10 protein-coding genes and 1 pseudogene are annotated in these 17,709 nt (G+C 72.2%); 8 read left to right on the top strand and 3 right to left on the bottom strand.

The features are described 5' to 3' along the window. Positions 1–40: 40 nt before the first annotated feature. Both ACFV6E_RS35190 and ACFV6E_RS35185 read right to left on the bottom strand, forming a co-directional pair. Complete coding sequence (locus ACFV6E_RS35190; RefSeq protein WP_385467261.1) at positions 41–1,849, bottom strand: sulfatase-like hydrolase/transferase; 1,809 nt, start codon at positions 1,847–1,849, stop codon at positions 41–43. Between the two features lie 258 nt (positions 1,850–2,107). Continuing rightward, entirely contained in the window at positions 2,108–5,233 is a 3,126-nt protein-coding gene (locus ACFV6E_RS35185; RefSeq protein ID WP_385467258.1) for an FAD/NAD(P)-binding protein, read from the bottom strand. A gap of 545 nt (positions 5,234–5,778) precedes the next feature. Between ACFV6E_RS35185 and ACFV6E_RS35180 the strand changes: the two genes are divergently transcribed. Then, positions 5,779–7,035: an Ig-like domain-containing protein gene (locus tag ACFV6E_RS35180; protein ID WP_385165492.1), complete on the top strand. Its 1,257-nt coding sequence runs from the start codon at positions 5,779–5,781 to the stop codon at positions 7,033–7,035. A 236-nt stretch (positions 7,036–7,271) separates the two neighbouring features. Next, the gene (locus ACFV6E_RS35175; protein ID WP_385165494.1) at positions 7,272–8,687 is read left to right on the top strand and encodes a glycoside hydrolase family 16 protein; all 1,416 of its coding nucleotides are present in this window, start codon (positions 7,272–7,274) and stop codon (positions 8,685–8,687) included. Positions 8,688–8,745: 58 nt separating this feature from the next. On the opposite strand, the gene ACFV6E_RS35170 is transcribed toward ACFV6E_RS35175, so the two are convergent. Further along, complete coding sequence (locus ACFV6E_RS35170; protein ID WP_385165497.1) at positions 8,746–9,699, bottom strand: helix-turn-helix domain-containing protein; 954 nt, start codon at positions 9,697–9,699, stop codon at positions 8,746–8,748. Positions 9,700–9,845: 146 nt separating this feature from the next. Between ACFV6E_RS35170 and tkt the strand changes: the two genes are divergently transcribed. From tkt to ACFV6E_RS35140, 6 genes and pseudogenes are all read left to right on the top strand, one after another. Next, entirely contained in the window at positions 9,846–11,924 is a 2,079-nt protein-coding gene (tkt, locus tag ACFV6E_RS35165) for a transketolase (RefSeq protein WP_385467255.1), read from the top strand. Between the two features lie 19 nt (positions 11,925–11,943). Then, positions 11,944–13,116: a transaldolase gene (gene tal / locus ACFV6E_RS35160; RefSeq protein WP_385467252.1), complete on the top strand. Its 1,173-nt coding sequence runs from the start codon at positions 11,944–11,946 to the stop codon at positions 13,114–13,116. Further along, a complete protein-coding gene (gene zwf / locus ACFV6E_RS35155) occupies positions 13,113–14,888 on the top strand; it encodes a glucose-6-phosphate dehydrogenase (protein WP_385467249.1) in 1,776 nt (591 codons plus the stop codon). Before tal ends, zwf begins: the two co-directional genes overlap by 4 nt. Further along, positions 14,885–15,820, top strand: a complete 936-nt coding sequence (gene opcA / locus ACFV6E_RS35150) for a glucose-6-phosphate dehydrogenase assembly protein OpcA (RefSeq protein ID WP_385165507.1) — start codon at positions 14,885–14,887, stop codon at positions 15,818–15,820. Before zwf ends, opcA begins: the two co-directional genes overlap by 4 nt. Beyond that, a pseudogene (gene pgi / locus ACFV6E_RS35145) lies at positions 15,813–17,441 on the top strand (glucose-6-phosphate isomerase); the annotation flags it as partial. The gene opcA and the pseudogene pgi, both read left to right, overlap by 8 nt. Beyond that, positions 17,330–17,709: NAD(P)-binding domain-containing protein (locus ACFV6E_RS35140; protein WP_385467246.1), on the top strand; the 380-nt coding region annotated here is incomplete at its 3' end. The pseudogene pgi and the gene ACFV6E_RS35140, both read left to right, overlap by 112 nt.

Below are 17,709 nucleotides of genomic sequence, written 5' to 3'. Positions count from 1 at the left end.
CGGTCGACCGGCTGCGGATCGCGGCAGTCCGGCGGAACGCTCAGGCTGCCGCCGGCACGTCGGCACTGGCCTCGTACGCGACCGCCGCCCCGGCGTACCGCGCCGTACCGCGGCAGGTGACCGACGCGGCACCGGCGCCCACCGCGGGAGTCACCGTCCAGCTGACGGCGCACCGCGCCCCCGCCGCGAGACGGTCTGCGGTCACGGCGCCGAGCGCGCGGGCCCGCCAGCCGTCCGGCACGGCAAGGCCGAGCCGGACGGCGGCCCACGGCCGGGACGAGCCGTTGACGAGGGTCGCCGTCACCCGCAACCGGCTCTGCTCACGCTCCACTCGCAGCGTGACCCCGAAACCCTCCCGCTCGTAGCCGTCCGCCCAGGACCCCCGCATCAGCCGCACCAGCGCGTCCGCGTCGGCGGGCCGGGCCGCGGCGAGGTCGTGCTCCTCGCCGGGGTCCTTGGCGAGGTCGTACAGCTCGACGTCCCAGCGGTCGTCGGGCACGTCGCGGTCGCGCCCCGGCGCGAACCGCACCGCCTTGAGGTCCCCGCGCCGCAGCGCCTCCGCGAGGCGCCGCGCCCGGCCGCCGTCGACGGCGTCGGCGCGCGGGGTGGCTTCGCTGTGGTTCCGGTAGAAGTACAGGTGGTCGTGGCGGGCGGTGTCCGCCGTGGCGCCGCGCAGCAGCGGGGCGAGGGAGAGGCCGTCGAGGTCGGACGGGGCGGGCGCGCCCGCGAGGTCGGCGAGGGTGGGCAGCAGGTCGGTGAGCGGGGTGGGCCGGTCGGTGGTGCCGGACGGCACGCTCTCCGGCGACCAGGCGATGAGCGGGACGCGGATGCCGCCCTCGTAGAGATTGCGTTTGTAGCCGCGCAGCGGGCCGCCCGCGTCGAACAGCTCGGGGTCGGTGCCGCCCTCCTCGTGCGGGCCGTTGTCACTGGTGACCAGGACGAGGGTGCGGTCGGCGGCGCCGAGGGCGGTGAGCCGGTCGGCGACCTTGCCGACCAGGGTGTCGAAGGAGGTGACCTGGGCGGCGTGCGCCCGGTCGGCGCGGGGCCAGGGCGCGTCGGCGTACCGGCCGAGGTGGGGGTCGCGGCTGGGGGCGTGCGGCAGCGTCGGGGCGAGGTACAGGAGGAAGGGTTCGTCCTGGTGCGCGTCGAGGAAGGCGAGCGCGTGCTGCTCGACGAGGTCGGGTGCGTAGACGGCGCGGGCGCCGCCGCGGTTGGCGGGGATGTCCTCTCGGCTGCCGTTGTGCCACAGGTACTCGGGGTAGTACTCGTGCGCGTGGCGGTGGGTGAGGTAGCCGTAGAACTCCTCGAAGCCGCGGGAGTTGGGGTGGCTCGGCTGGCCGGCCCGCTCGGGGCCGAAGCCCCATTTGCCGATGATGCCCGTACGGTAGCCGCGGGCGCGCAGCGCCTCGGCGAAGGTGAAGTCGCTCTCGGCGAGGGCGCCTTGGCCGCTCGGGCCCCTCGGGTTCTCCCGCACCGTGGAGTGGCCGCTGTGCAGACCGGTGAGCAGTGAGCAGCGCGACGGGGCGCAGACCGGCGCCGCCGCGTAGGCGTCGGTGAACCGCAGCCCTTCGGCGGCGAGGGCGTCGATGCGCGGGGTGTCGATCAACTTCTGGCCGTAGACGCCGAGTTCGCCGTACCCGAGGTCGTCGGCGACGATCACCACGAAGTTGGGGCGGGCCGGCAGGGGCTGCATCGCCGGGACGGCGGACGCCTTGACCTTCTGCCCCTGGCCCGGCTGCCGCCGGACCGGCGTGGCCGCCTCACCGTCACCGGCCCGGCACGCCACGGCCGCCCCGCCCACACCGAGGGCGGCGGCCGAACCGGCGAGGAAGCGGCGGCGGCTGGGCATGCGGTCTCCTGAACGGCGGCGGGCGACGGCGAAGCGGGCATGGCGAGAAGCTGCGACGGTGACGAACGGGCATGGTGAACCGATGGTCTCCGGGGCATTCGCCGCAAGGCCATGCACAGGGTATGAACACTTCGTTTCGCCAGGTCGGGCAGGGTGCGCACAGGCGGTACACAGGTTCGGTACGACGCCGGGGCCCGGCACCTTGCGTGTGCCGGGCCCCTGCGCCGCCGTCCGCCGTCCGCCGTCCGCCGTCCGCCGTCAGCCCGGCAGCGCCGCCCGCAGCCGCCGGTCCCGGGGCGCCGCCCCCCGGTCGAGCCGCGCGTCGAGCAATCGGCGCGCGGCACCGCAGCGGCCCGCCGAGACCAGGGCATAGAGCAGGGTCTCCTCGACCACCTCGCGCTGGGCGGCACTGCCGCCGACCTTGCGGAGTACCGGCAGCAGCGCGTCGAGGCCGCGGGCGGCCTCCTGGAAGCGCTCCTCGACGAGCGCGGCGAAGGACTCGCAGAGCGGGACGATGATCTCGCGCTGCACCGGGTCGGCGCCGCGCGCGTGGTCGCGCAGCCGGCGCAGGGCAGGCAGGTCGCCGGCGGCGGCGAGGGCGACCGCGGCGTGCAGCGCGGTGAACGCGGTGGCGGGCCGCTCCACGATGTCCCGGGCGACGGTCTCCAGGACGTCGGCGGCGGGCACCGGGCCGCGCCAGTTGCCGCTGAGCCGGGCCCGCCACAGCAGCGAACCCGAGTCGACCAGGGCCCGTACGCCGGTCACCCGGCCCGGCGCGAGTTGCGCGAACCACCGCTTCCGTACGGCCGCGGGGTCGTCCAGGGCGAGTTCGTGCAGGGCGACGTGCCAGGAGAAGTGCGCCCGGTGGACCGCTCCCCTGCCCTGTCCCGAGATCCAGCCGTCCAGCCAGTCGCGGCCCGCCGTGTGCGCCCCGGACTCGTAGTGGACGTGGGCGAGCGCGTGCACGGCGTGTCCGGAGGCGGGTTCCACGGCCAGTGCGCGGTGGGCGAGTTCGCCCGCCTCGTGCAGGCGGCCCTGCCCCTGGCGGAGGAAGGCGAGCAGCGAGGTGTGGAACCAGTGCCCGTCGTGGGCGGGCGAGGTCCGCTCCAGCAGCCGTAGCGCGTAGTCGTCGTCCAGGTCGTTGACACCGGAGAAGGCGATGGTGGGGACGGCGACGGCCAGGGCGAGCGCGTCGCCGGGGTACGCGTCGAGGTGGCCGAGCAGGGCGGCGTCCCCGCCGTCGCCGTGGACGCGCCGGGTGACGACGTCGACGAAGGACCGCTCGCGTGCGTCGGCCCGTTCCCGGGCGGAGCGCTGGGCATCGGCGAGGGCCCTGGGCACGTCGACGGCGGCGCCGCACTCGTGGCCGAGCAGGGCCAGCGCGGCGTGACCGAGGGCGAAGCCCGGGTCGAGGGCGACCGCGCGGGCGAAGGCGTCCTCGGCGCCGGCCCGTACCTTCAGGACCCGGTCGAGTCCGGTGCGGTGGGCGGCGGCAGCCTCGGCGTGGGTGGACAGGGCGAGGCCGTGCGTGTCGACGGGGCGGCGGCGCGGGCGGCGCGTCGCGCGGGCGGGACGGGCCGGGGAGGCGAGCAACTCCTCGGCCAGCGCGGCGGCCTGGACGCGGATCTCCGGTACGGCGGTGGTCTCCCACAGCTCGCCGCGGCGCGGGGCGCCCAGGGTGTACACGGGCAGGTCCGTGCGTCCGGCGGCGTCGACGAGCCGGCCGTCACGGGTGGCGACGCCCATGCCGAGCGGGCCGGGGACCGCGGCGCCGGAGTCGAGCAGCGACCGCCAGAGCGGACCGCCGGGGCGGCGGCCGGGACCGGTGCAGTCGATCACCCAGCCGACGTGGAGGGTACGGCCGTCGGAGAGCCGTACGTCGAGGGAGCCGTCGGCGCGGACGGCGGCGCCGGTGACCGTGCCGGTGTGCACGCGCAGCCGCCGCGCGGTGCGCGCGCGGAGCACCGACTCGGCGGTGGCGGGCGCCATCCGGTGCCGGTGGGTGTTCCACAGCGCGCCCTCGCAGGCCAGGAACTCCGCCCGCTCCCCGGGGGTGAGGCTGTGCCACAGCCGGGCGGTGTGCGGGCGCAGGCTGTCCAGGGCGGGACGCCAGTCGCCGTGGATGCGCACGGCACGGCTGATGTGCCGGTACACGGTCCTGCGCAGAGCGGGCAGCCGACCGCCGCCCGAGCCGTCGGACAAACGACCGCCGCCCGAGCCGTCGGACAAACGACCGCCGCCCGAGCCCTCAGGCAGACGACTGCCGCCCGAACCCGCGGGCAGGCGAGTGCCGTCCGAGCCCTCCGGCAGACGACTACCGCCCGAACCCCCAGGCAGACGACTGCCGCCCGCGCCCGCGCGCAGGCGAGTGCCGTCCGAGCCCTCCGGCAGACGACTACCGCCCGAACCCCCAGGCAGACGAGCGCCGCCCGAACCACCTCCAGGCAGACGAGCGCCGCCCGAACCCCCGCCCGCGCCCTCGGGCGGGCAGCCGCCGTCCGAGCCCTCGTGCGAACGGCTGTCGTCCAGGTCCTCGGGGAGGTCCATGACGCCCGCCGGGGTGAGCGCGTGCGGCTGCGGCAGCAGGCCACCGCGCGAGACGGCGTACACGGTGCGGCCCGGCCGGTCCAGCGTCAGGGCCAGGTCGACAGCCGTCAGCCCGGTACCGACGAGCAGCACGTCCGCGGTACCGGGGCGGGAGCCGGCCGGTACGCCCGCGGTACCGGGGAGGGAGCCCGCCGGTACGCCCGCGGTGCTCGCGGGCGGGCCGCCCGCCGCGCCGCCGTCCCCTCTGTCGGCCAGCGGTCCGTCCAGCGCGCCCGGCGCCCACGGTGTGCCGATGAAGCGCTCGGCGGCGCGCAGCTCCGGCGGGGCCCACGCGGCGTCGGCGGGTCCCGGCCCGGTGGCGAGGACCGCGCTGTCCGCGGTGAGGCGGCCCCCGTCGGCGAGGCGCAGTTCAGCCCGGCCGTCGGGGGTGCCGGTACAGCTCTCGGCGAGGGTGCGCAGCCGGCGTACGGCGACGGTGCCGTGGGCGCGGACGACGGCCTGGCCGAGGGTGTCGGCCAGGTAGGCGCCGTAACGGTAGCGGGTCGCGAAGTCTGCGCCGGTGACGGTGGGTTCGCCGTGCCGGCAGAGCCAGCGGGTGAAGTGGCCGGGGTCGTCGGGGTAGCAGCTCATGCCGCCCGCGGGCACGTTGAGCCGGTGGCGGGGGTCGGGGGTGGCGTAGGCGGTGCCGCGTCCGGCCTCCGGGGCCGGGTCGACCAGTACGAGGTCGAGGGGCGTCCGGCGGCGCGTCGCGGTCTCGCAGAGCTGGATGGCGGTCAGGGTGCCGGCCGCCCCCGCTCCGACGACGGCCACGGTGTGCCGCTTGCGGACTGAATTCACGTATACCTCCGGCGTCGATTACTGGGACCCGCTCAGCGACATGCACCCCGCGCGACATTCGCCACCGTGCGGCACTCGACCCCGCACGGCATTCACCGCCGCGCGACGCTTGCCGCCACGCGGCACTCGACCCCGCACGGCATTCACCGCCGCGCGACGCTTGCCGCCGGGCGGCACTCGACCCCGCACGACACTCACCGCCACGCGGCTCACGTCACCGCGCGGCCGCCGCCGCTTCGCGGAACTCCCTCTTCCTCTCCTTCTGCACTATTCCGACCGGACTGGTGGGGAAGCGATACCGGAGACGGGGATCTCACCGGAAACTCAGCGCACCGGCCGTGCCTTCATACTCTGTTCACGATCCGCGGCCCCCGGACAACCGCGGTTCAGGCCGTCTCTCAGGGCTTCTTCACAGGAATCTCAGGCGGCTGCCCTCGGATTCAAAGAATCAACCCAGGAAAGCGGCGCACGATCGGCAGCCGGCGGCGCGGTCTTCGGTGACCGTTTCCGCCGCTTCCCCTGTGGTCATCGAAGAAAGGCGTGCCGTGGGCGTCCCCCAGACATCGAACGAGCCCGGACGGCCGGGCGGGCGCGGACGGCTGTCCCGGCGCGGGGTGCTCGCCGCCCTCGGCGCCGTACCGGCCGTCGCGCTGACGGGGTGCAGCGCCTCGGCGGACGCCTCGGAGACCTCCGCCGCGACCGGCGGCACGACGACCGCGAGTACGAAGAAGCAGCAGGTCAAAGCGGCCACGGTGACCGTCACACCGGCCGACGGGAGCAAGAAGGCCGGCTTCACCAGCCCGGTCGAGGTGACGGTGGACGACGGCACGCTGGCCACCGTGAAGGTGACCGGCAACGACGGCTCGTCCCTGAAAGGGTCCTTCGACGACGCCAAGACGACGTGGACGTCGGACGACAACCCCTACTCGGGCACGAAATACACGGTCACCGTGAAACCCGAGGGCGAGGACGAGCAGACGGCGTCCTTCACCACGAAGAATCCCTCGGAGACCTTCGTGGGATATTTCACGCCGGAAGCGAATTCGACCTCGGGCGTCGGGATGCCGGTGTCCATCAATTTCACCCAGGCCGTGACCGACAAGGCGGCGGTGGAGAAGGCGATCACGGTGACGGCGAGCCCGGCCGTCGAGGTGGTCGGGCACTGGTTCAGCGACACCCGCCTGGACTTCCGGCCCGAGCAGTACTGGGCGGCCGGCACGAAAGTCACGTTGAGTCTGCGGCTGAAGGACGTCGAGGGCGCGGACGGGGTCTACGGCTCCCAGTCCAAGGACGTCACCTTCCACATCGGCCGCGAGCAGATCAGCACCGTGGACCTGGCGGCGAAGACCATGACGGTGCGGCGGGACGGCAGCGAGCTCGCGACCTATCCGGTCACCGGCGGCGACGCGGACCACACCACCTGGTCCGGGATCATGGTGATCAGCGAGCGGTTCAAGGAGACGCGGATGGAGTCCTCCACCGTCGGTCTCGGCGACGAGTACGACATCAAGGACGTGCCGCACGCCCAGCGCCTGACCACCTCGGGCACGTTCATCCACGGCAACTACTGGGCCTCGTCGTCCGTCTTCGGCTCCACCAACAGCAGTCACGGATGCATCGGCCTTCAGGACACCAAGGGCGCGGGCGACAAGTCGGTGCCGGGCTACGCCTTCTACGACAGTTCGATGCTCGGCGACGTCGTCGTGGTGGAGAACTCGGGCGACGACACGGTGTCCGCGTCCAACGGCCTCAACGGCTGGAACCTCTCCTGGACGGACTGGAAAGCGGGCAGCGCGCTTTAGGGCGCTTCTCCCGCCTTCGGGCCCTGCCGTCACGGCAGGGCCCTTTTCTCCTTTCTCGCGACCCTCTCGCTGTATTCACGCTGTGAACTCCCGCACCCCGCAACGACTTTGTCGGCTTTATCTCTTGACGATCGGAGTGACAGAGAGCACATTGGCCGCGCACCTCTCATGAGAGCGCTCTCAAACGGCTCTCTCCCCACACCCCCGCACCTCACTCCGTACCTGAAGAGGCACCCATGAGTGATACCCCCGGCAACACCGGCTCCTCCGGCCGGCACAGACGTGCCCCGCTCCGGCGGGCGCTGATCGCCGTGTTCAGCACGCTCGGCCTGGCGGCGGCCGCCGCCGGCGCGGCCACGCTCCCGGCCAGCGCGTCCGCGCCCACCCCGCCCTCCGGCTGGTCCCAGGTCTTCCTGGACGACTTCAACGGCACTGCGGGCACCGGCGTCAACACCACCAACTGGCGGTACGACACCGGCCACGGCTACCCCGGCGGCCCCACCAACTGGGGCACCGGCGAGATAGAGAACATGACCAGCAGCACGGACAACGTGGCGCTGGACGGCAACGGCAATCTGCGCATCACCCCGCGGCGGGACTCCTCGGGCAACTGGACCTCGGGCCGCATCGAGACCAACCGCACCGACTTCCAGCCGGCCGCGGGCGGCAAGCTGCGCGTCGAGGCCCGGATCCAGATGCCGAACGTGACCGGCACCGCGGCCCGCGGCTACTGGCCGGCGTTCTGGATGCTCGGCGCCCCCTACCGCGGCAACTACCAGAACTGGCCGGCCGTCGGCGAGCTGGACATCATGGAGAACGTCCAGGGCCTGAACACCGTCTGGTCCACCATGCACTGCGGCACCAACCCGGGCGGCCCCTGCAACGAGACCACCGGCATCGGCGGCAGCACCGCGTGTCCCGGCTCGACCTGCCAGTCCGGCTTCCACACGTACGGCATGGAGTGGGACCGCTCGACGAGCGTGGAGGAGATCCGCTTCTACGTCGACGGGCAGAACTTCCACACCGTGCGCGCCAACCAGGTGGACGCGACCACCTGGGCCAACGCCACCAACCACGGCTACTTCATCATCCTGAACGTGGCGATGGGCGGCGGCTTCGTGGACGCCTTCGGCGGCGGCCCGGACAGCGCCACCACCCCGGGCGTCCCGATGACCGTCGACTACGTGCAGGTGCTCCAGTCCACCACCGGCGGCGGCACCACGCCTCCCCCGACCGGCAACCGCGACGCCTACAGCGCCATCCAGGGCGAGTCGTACGACAGCCAGAGCGGGGTGGCCACCGAGACCACCACGGACTCGGGCGGCGGCCAGAACCTGAGCAGCCTCGCCAACGGCGACTGGGCGCTCTACAAGGGCGTCAACTTCGGCTCCACGGCGGCCACCCAGTTCCGCGGCCGGGTGGCGAGCGGTGCGGCGACCGGCGTCAGCGGTCTGGTCGAGGTGCGTCTCGACTCCCGTACCGCCACTCCGGTCGGCAGTTTCGCGCTGAGCAACACGGGCGGCTGGCAGAGCTGGAAGACGGTCCCGGCGAACATCAGCGGCGTCACCGGCACCCATGACGTCTACCTCACCTTCACCAGCGGCCAGCCGGCCGACTTCGTGAACGTGAACTGGTTCGAGTTCGGCCACTGACGGCGGCCGGCACGACCACAAAAGGGGCGGGCCCGGCGGCCCGCCCCTTTCAGCGTAGTCAGCGCATGTCGGCCCGGAACGCGGCCGGGGTCAGGTCCGTGTGCTGGTGGAAGAACTTGGAGAAGTTGGCGGCGTCGGGGAAGCCGACGGCCGCGCCGACGCGGCCGATGGGCAGCTCCGTGTGGGCGAGCAGCCGTTTGGCCTCCAGGACCACCCGCTTGTCGATGAAGCCCTTCGGGGTCTCGCCGGTCGCCGCGCGCACGGCGCGGACCAGGGTGCGGCGGGAGTAACCGAGCGCGTCGGCGTAGGCGCTGACGCTGTGGTTGGTGACGAACCCCTGCTCCACGGCGTCCCGGAAGCGGGTGAAGGTGGTGTCGGTCCGGCCCTGGGCCGCCTGGGCGGAGCTCGCCGCGAGATGGGCGAGCCGCAGCAGGAACGCGGTCAGCGTGTGCCGCAGCACCGAGGTGTGCAGGCTGAGCGGCAGCGTGACGTTGTCGACGTACTCGCGCTCGAGCTGGGCGAGGGAGTGCTCCAGCGCGACGAGCTGCTGCGGCTCGGGGCGCAGCAGCGGCGGCAGGTCGTAGCGGTAGAGGCCGGTCGCCTCGACGGTCGCGCGGGGCAGAAAACCCGGTTGCATGGTCAGCACCGTCCCGCGGTACCCGTCCGACTTGGCGAAGCGGTGTACCTGGCCTGGGCGGATCCAGAGCAGCTCCCCGGCGCGGGCCTCGTACTCGGCGAAGTCGATCATGTGACGGACCGGTCCCCGACGGAAGAGCATCACCACATGGAAGTCGATGCGGTGCACCCGCTCCAGGGGGGCGTCCGCGTGCCAGACGCGGCCCTCGCCCATGGGGCCCACCTGCATGCCGACGCCGGACACGCTGAGGTCGGCGGGGAAGGCGAAGGTCCTTATCGCGTCCCCGCCCCCGGCCCCGGTGCGGAGCGGACTCGTCGCCCCGGTCCGGAGCGGGCCCGTCGCTCCGGTCCGGTCATGGGTCGTTCTGTCTTTCATGTCCCTCTCGCGTCGGCTCTGTCCTGCATGCGATGTCCCACTTTCACCGAAGGCTGACACAGGGGCACCTTCCCCGGCAAAAGTCAGACTTTTAAGTTTGAACACGTCAGAGCTGGTAGCCGCCCGTTATCGAGGACTTCTTGAAGATGAGTACGCAGACTTCCGAGCACCGCCTCGAGTGGACCGAACTCGACCGCCGTGCCGTCGACACCGCCCGTCTGCTGGCGGCCGACGCCGTGCAGCAGGTCGGGAACGGACACCCGGGCACCGCGATGAGCCTCGCCCCGGCGGCGTACACCCTCTTTCAGAAGGTGATGCGTCACGACCCCGCCGACCCGGAGTGGACCGGCCGCGACCGCTTCGTCCTCTCCCCCGGCCACACCTCGCTGACCCTCTACACGCAGCTCTTCCTCTCCGGCTACGAGCTCGGCCTCGACGACCTGAAGGCGTTCCGCCGGCACGGCTCGAAGACCCCCGGCCACCCCGAGTACGGGCACACCGCCGGTGTGGAGACGACCACCGGACCGCTCGGCCAGGGTGTCGCGAACGCCGTCGGCATGGCGATGGCCGCCCGCTACGAGCGCGGTCTGTTCGACCCGGAGGCCCCCGGGGGCGAGTCCCCCTTCGACCACATGATCTGGGGCATCGTCTCCGACGGCGACCTGGAGGAGGGCATCTCCGCCGAGGCGTCCTCCCTCGCGGGCCACCAGAAGCTCGGCAACCTCGTCTTCGTCTACGACGACAACCACATCTCGATCGAGGGCGACACCGCGACCGCGTTCTCCGAGGACGTGCTGAAGCGGTACGAGGCGTACGGCTGGCACGTGCAGCGGATCGAGCCGTCGGCCGACGGCGACATCGACGTGCACGCCCTGTACGCCGCGCTCGAAGCGGCGCGGGCCGAGACGGAGCGGCCGTCGATCATCGCGATGCGCACGATCATCGCCTGGCCCGCGCCGAACGCGCAGAACACCGAGGCGTCCCACGGTTCGGCGCTCGGCGCCGAGGAGATCGCGGCCACCAAGCGCGTCCTCGGCTTCGACCCGGAGCAGTCCTTCCAGGTCGAGCCGGAGGTCCTCGACCACGCCCGTACCGCTCTGGACCGCGGCGCCGAGGCGCACGCCGCCTGGGACAAGCGGATCGCCGAGTGGCGCGGTGCGCAGCCGGAGCGGGCGCGGCTCTTCGACCGGGTCGTGGCCGGTCAGCTCCCCGAGGGCTGGGAGGAGGCGCTGCCGGTCTTCGAGCCGGGCACGTCCGTGGCGACCCGCGCGGCGTCCGGCAAGGTGCTCCAGGCGCTCGGCGGTGTGCTGCCCGAGCTGTGGGGCGGCTCCGCCGACCTGGCAGGATCGAACAACACCACCATCGACAAGAACTCCTCGTTCCTGCCGGAGGGCAACCCGCTGCCGGAGGCCGACCCCTACGGCCGCACGATCCACTTCGGCATCCGCGAGCACTCCATGGCCGCCGAGATGAACGGCATCGCGCTGCACGGCAACACCCGCATCTACGGCGGCACCTTCCTGGTGTTCTCCGACTACATGCGCAACGCCGTCCGCCTCTCCGCACTGATGCAGCTCCCGGTGACGTACGTCTGGACGCACGACTCGATCGGCCTCGGCGAGGACGGCCCCACCCACCAGCCGGTGGAGCACCTGGCCTCCCTGCGCGCCATCCCCGGCCTGAACGTCGTCCGCCCGGCCGACGCCAACGAGACCGCGATCGCCTGGGCCGAGATCCTCCGGCGGCACGCGGAGAAGCCGGCCCCGCACGGGCTCGCGCTCAGCCGCCAGGGCCTGCCGACGTACGAGCCGAACCCGGACGCCGCGAAGGGCGGCTACGTCCTGCGGGAGTCCTCCACCGGGACGCCGGACGTCGTGCTGCTCGCCACCGGCTCCGAGGTGCAGCTCGCCGTCGCGGCCCGCGATCTCCTGGAGGCGGAGGGCGTCGGCACCCGGGTGGTGTCCATGCCGTCCGTGGAGTGGTTCGAGGAGCAGCCCGCGGACTATCGGGAGCGTGTCCTTCCGCCCACAGTGAAGGCCCGCGTGGCGGTCGAGGCGGGCGTCGCCCTGACTTGGTACCGCTTCACAGGTGACGCAGGACGCATCGTCTCCCTCGACCACTTCGGCGCCTCCGCCGACGCAAAGACCCTCTTCACCGAGTACGGCTTCACCGCCGAGAACGTCGCCGCCGCCGCGCGGGAATCCCTCGCCGCCGCGCGCGGTTGATCAGCACGCAAGAAAGAAGATGATCACTGTGACCACCGAAGCAACCGCCGCCGCGGGGGCCCTCGCCCGCCTCTCCGCCGCAGGCGTCTCCGTCTGGCTCGACGACCTGTCGCGCGAGCGGATCACGTCCGGCAACCTCGCCGGGCTGATCGAGCGTGAGCACGTCGTCGGCGTCACCACCAACCCGTCGATCTTCCAGGCGGCCATCGGCTCCGGCGAGGGATACGAGGAGCAGCTGGCCGATCTGGCGGTCCGCGGCGTCACGGTCGACGAGGCCGTGCGCATGATGACCACCGCCGACGTCCGCGACGCCGCCGACATCCTGCGTCCGGTGTACGACGCGACCAGCGGCCGGGACGGCCGGGTCTCCATCGAGGTCGACCCCCGTCTCGCCCACCACACCGAGGCGACCGTCGCCGAGGCCAAGCAGCTCGCCTGGCTGGTCGACCGCCCGAACGTCATGATCAAGATTCCGGCGACGAAGGCCGGTCTCCCGGCGATCACCGAGGTCATCGGCCTCGGCATCAGCGTGAACGTGACGCTGATCTTCTCGCTGGAGCGCTACCGCGAGGTCATGGACGCCTACCTGGCCGGGCTGGAGAAGGCCGAGGAGAGCGGCCTCGACCTGTCGAAGATCCACTCCGTGGCGTCCTTCTTCGTCTCCCGCGTGGACGCCGAGATCGACAAGCGCCTGAAGAAGAACGGCACCGACGAGGCGCTGGCGCTCAAGGGCCGCGCGGCGCTCGCCAACGCCCGGCTCGCCTACGCCGCCTACGAGGACGTCTTCGGGCCGGTGTCCGGCACGACGGCGCCCGGCGACCGCTGGGCCGCGCTCGCCGCGGGCGGCGCCAACGCCCAGCGCCCCCTGTGGGCCTCCACCGGCGTGAAGGACCCGTCCTACAAGGACACCCTGTACGTCGACGAGCTGGTCGCGCCCGGCACGGTCAACACCATGCCGGAGGGCACGCTGCGGGCGACCGGCGACCACGGCGACATCCAGGGCGACACGGTGACCGGCGGCTACGAGCAGGCCCGCGCCGACCTGGCCGCCGTCGAGGCGCTGGGCATCTCCTACGACGAGGTCGTGGCCCAGCTCGAGGACGAGGCCGTCGCCAAGTTCGAGGACGCGTGGAAGGACCTGCTGGAGGCCGTCGCGGCCTCCCTGCGCGGCAAGGGAGCTGAAACCGTATGAGCGAGAGCGAGACCTCCGCCGAGACCCCCGCCGGGACCCCCGCGGAAGGGACCGCGGCCGGTGCCGTGAAGAAACCCGCCGCCCGGAGGACGGCCGCCAAGGCCGCCACCACCAAGGCCGCCGCGAAGGCCGAGAGCAAGGGCGAGAAGGCGGCGGCGCGGCCCGCCACCGCGCTGCCCGACCACACGGGCGCCGACTCCTCCGACATCGCCGAGGCGCTCGGGCTCGCCGGGAACGGCACCCTGGAGTCCGACTGGGGCAACCCGCTGCGCGACCCCCGGGACCGCAGGCTGCCCCGGGTCGCGGGCCCCTCGGGCCTGGTCATCTTCGGTGTCACCGGTGACCTCTCCCGCAAGAAGCTGATGCCGGCCGTCTACGACCTGGCCAACCGCGGTCTGCTGCCGCCGGGCTTCTCGCTCCTCGGCTTCGCCCGGCGCGAGTGGGAGGACCAGGACTTCGCGCAGGTCGTCCACGACTCGGTGCGCGAGCACTCCCGCACCGAGTTCCGCGAGGAGGTCTGGCAGCAGCTCGCCGAGGGCATGCGCTTCATTCCGGGCGACTTCGACGACGACACCGCGTTCAAGCAGCTCCGCGCGGCCGTGGACGAGCTGGACTCCTCCCGCGGCACCAGCGGCAACTACGCGTTCTACCTCTCCGTACCGCCGAAGTTCTTCCCCAAGGTCGTCCAGCAGCTCAAGAAGCACGGGCTCGCGGACGCGCCGGAGGGTTCCTGGCGGCGTGCGGTGATCGAGAAGCCCTTCGGGCGCGATCTGGCGAGCGCCCGTGAGCTGAACGCGATCGTGCACGAGGTGTTCGAGCCGGACCAGGTGTTCCGGATCGACCACTACCTGGGCAAGGAGACCGTCCAGAACATCCTGGCGCTGCGCTTCGCCAACCAGATGTACGAGCCCATCTGGAACCGGTCGTACGTGGACCACGTACAGATCACGATGGCCGAGGACATCGGCATCGGCGGCCGGGCCGGTTACTACGACGGTATCGGCGCGGCCCGCGACGTCATCCAGAACCATCTGCTCCAGCTGATGGCGCTGACCGCGATGGAGGAGCCCATCGCCTTCGACGCCGAGGCGCTGCTCACCGAGAAGCTGAAGGTGCTCAAGCAGGTGCGGCTCCCCGACGACCTGGGGCTGCACACCGTGCGGGGCCAGTACGCCGAGGGCTGGCAGGGCGGCGAGAAGGTGTCCGGTTACTGCGAGGAGGAGGGCATCGACCCGCACTCCGTCACCGACACCTACGCGGCCGTGAAGCTGGAGATCGACAACCGCCGCTGGGCGGGCATCCCCTTCTACCTGCGCACCGGCAAGCGGCTCGGCCGCCGGGTCACCGAGATCGCGGTCGTCTTCAAGCGGGCGCCGCACTCCCCCTTCGACACCACGGCGACCGAGGAACTGGGGCAGAACGCGATCGTCATCCGCGTCCAGCCGGACGAGGGCATGACCGTGCGCTTCGGTTCGAAGGTGCCGGGCACGTCGATGGAGATCCGGGACGTCTCGATGGACTTCGCGTACGGCGAGTCGTTCACCGAGTCCAGCCCGGAGGCGTACGAACGGCTGATTCTCGACGTGCTGCTCGGCGACGCGAATCTGTTCCCCCGTCACCAGGAAGTGGAAGAGTCCTGGAAGATCCTCGACCCGATCGAGCGCTTCTGGGAGCACCACGGCCGGCCCGCGCAGTACCCGGCGGGTACCTGGGGTCCGAAGGAAGCCGACGAGATGCTCGCACGAGACGGACGGAGCTGGCGCAGGCCATGAAGATCGATCTGACGGACACCAACGCAAGCAAGATCAACAAGGCCCTGGTGCAGGGCCGCCGGGAGCTCGGCACCCCGGCCGTCGGCATGGTCCTGACGATGGTCATCGTGACCGACGAGGAGAACGCCTACGACTCGATCAAGGCCGCCGAGGACGCCTCCCGGGAGCACCCCTCACGCACCCTGGTCGTGATCAAGCGGCACGCCCGCACCCCGCGCGACCGCACCCAGTCGCGGCTCGACGCCGAGGTGCGCATCGGCTCCGAGGCCGGCACCGGCGAGACGATCGTGCTGCGCATGTACGGCGAGGTGGCCGGGCACGCCGACTCCGTCGTGCTGCCGCTGCTGCTCCCCGACGCGCCGGTCGTCGTGTGGTGGCCGGTGGACGCGCCGGACGACGCGGCCAAGGACCCGCTGGGCGCGCTCGCCCAGCGCCGGATCACCGACATGTACGCGGTCGAGTCGCCGCTCGACGCGCTCGCGGACCGCGCCGCCTCCTACGCGCCGGGCGACACCGACCTGGCGTGGACGCGGCTGACGCCGTGGCGCTCGATGCTGGCCGCCGCGCTCGACCAGGCCCGCACCGACGTGACCTCGGCCGCCGTGGAGAGCGAGGCGGAGAACCCCAGCGCCGAACTGCTCGCCCGCTGGCTGGAGGCCCGGCTGAAGGTCAAGGTGGAGCGGGTCGTCACCGGCGGGCCCGTGGTCACGGCCGTGCGCCTGGGCACCCCGGGCGGCGAGATCGTCATCGACCGCCCGGAGGGCCCGCTGGCCACCCTGTCGCTGCCGCACCAGCCCTCGCGCACCCTGGCGCTGAAGGTGCGCACCACCGCCCAGCTGATCGCCGAGGAACTGCGCCGCCTCGACGCGGACGAGATGTACGCCGTCGCCCTGCGGGGCGAGGGCTCGGAGGAGATCCCCCGTCATGCCTGACTCACCCCTGCTCACGCACCGTCCGCAGTGGACGGCCCTGGAGGACCACCGTGCGCAGGACCTGCCGCGCCCGCACCTGCGTGAGCTGTTCGACGCCGATCCCGGGCGCGCGGACCGCTACACCGTGCGCGTCGGTGACCTGCACATCGACTACTCCAAGCACCTGATCACGGACGAGACCCTGGCGCTGCTCCAGGAGCTGGCCGTGGCCACGGACGTGTTCGGGCTGCGGGACGCGATGTTCCGCGGCGAGCGGATCAACGTCACCGAGGACCGGGCCGTGCTGCACACCGCGCTGCGCGCCCCGCGCGAGACGGTGATCGAGGTCGAGGGCGAGAACGTGGTCCCGGGCGTGCACGCCGTGCTCGACAAGATGGCGGACTTCGCCGACCGCGTCCGCTCCGGCGCGTGGACCGGGCACACCGGCAAGCGCATCAAGAACGTGGTCAACATCGGCATCGGCGGCTCGGACCTGGGCCCGGCGATGGCGTACGAGGCGCTGCGGGCCTTCACCGACCGCGGTCTGACGGTCCGCTTCGTCTCCAACGTGGACGGCGCCGACCTGCACGAGGCCGTGCGCGACCTGGACGCGGCGGAGACGCTGTTCATCGTCGCCTCGAAGACCTTCACCACCATCGAGACGATCACCAACGCCACCTCGGCGCGCAACTGGCTGCTCGGTGAGCTGAAGGCCGGCTCGGAGGCCGTCGCGAAGCACTTCGTGGCGCTGTCGACGAACGCCGGCAAGGTGGCGGACTTCGGCATCGACACGGACAACATGTTCGAGTTCTGGGACTGGGTCGGCGGCCGGTACTCCTTCGACTCGGCGATCGGGCTGTCCCTGATGATCGCCATCGGCCCGGACCGCTTCCGGGAGCTGCTCGACGGCTTCCACACCGTGGACGAGCACTTCCGCACCGCACCGGCCGAGCAGAACGCGCCGCTCCTCCTGGGTCTGCTGGGCGTCTGGTACGGCTCGTTCTTCGGCGCCCAGTCGCACGCGGTGCTGCCGTACTCGCACTACCTGTCCAAGTTCACCGCCTACCTCCAGCAGCTCGACATGGAGTCCAACGGCAAGTCGGTGGACCGCGACGGCAACCCCGTGCAGTGGCAGACCGGCCCTGTGGTCTGGGGCACGCCCGGCACCAACGGGCAGCACGCCTACTACCAGCTGCTGCACCAGGGCACCAAGGTCATTCCGGCCGACCTGATCGGGTTCGCCAACCCGGTGGGCGAGCTGAGCGACGACCTGAAGGCGCAGCACGACCTGCTGATGGCCAACCTGTTCGCGCAGGGCCAGGCGCTCGCCTTCGGCAAGAGCGCCGAGGAGGTGCGCGCCGAGGGCGTGCCCGAGGAGCAGGTGCCGCACCGCACCTTCAAGGGCGACCACCCCACCACGACGATCCTGGCGGGCGAGCTGACCCCGTCGGTCCTCGGCCAGCTCATCGCGCTCTACGAGCACAAGGTGTTCGTGCAGGGCGCCATCTGGAACATCGACTCCTTCGACCAGTGGGGCGTCGAGCTGGGCAAGGTGCTCGCCAAGCGCGTCGAGCCCGCGCTCACCGAGGGCACCGACGTGCCCGGTCTCGACCCCTCCACCGCGGCCCTCGTCGCCGCGTACCGCACTCTCCGGAAGAAGTGAAAGACATGCAGCTCGGACTCGTCGGCCTCGGCAAGATGGGCGGCAACATGCGCGAGCGGATACGCCGCGCGGGCCACACCGTCCTCGGCTACGACCGCAACCCCGACCTCGCCGACGTCGGCAGCCTCGGTGAACTGGTCGAGAAGCTCGAAGGCCCGCGTGTGGTGTGGGTGATGGTCCCGGCCGGTGCGGCGACCCAGTCCACGATCGATGAGCTGGCCGAGCTCCTTCAGCCGGGTGACGTGGT

The organism is Streptomyces sp. NPDC059785 (genome assembly GCF_042732375.1).
Classification (GTDB): Bacteria; Actinomycetota; Actinomycetes; order Streptomycetales; family Streptomycetaceae; genus Streptomyces.
Note: the sequence above shows the minus strand (reverse complement) of the source record. Positions and strands in the feature narration are given on the sequence as shown.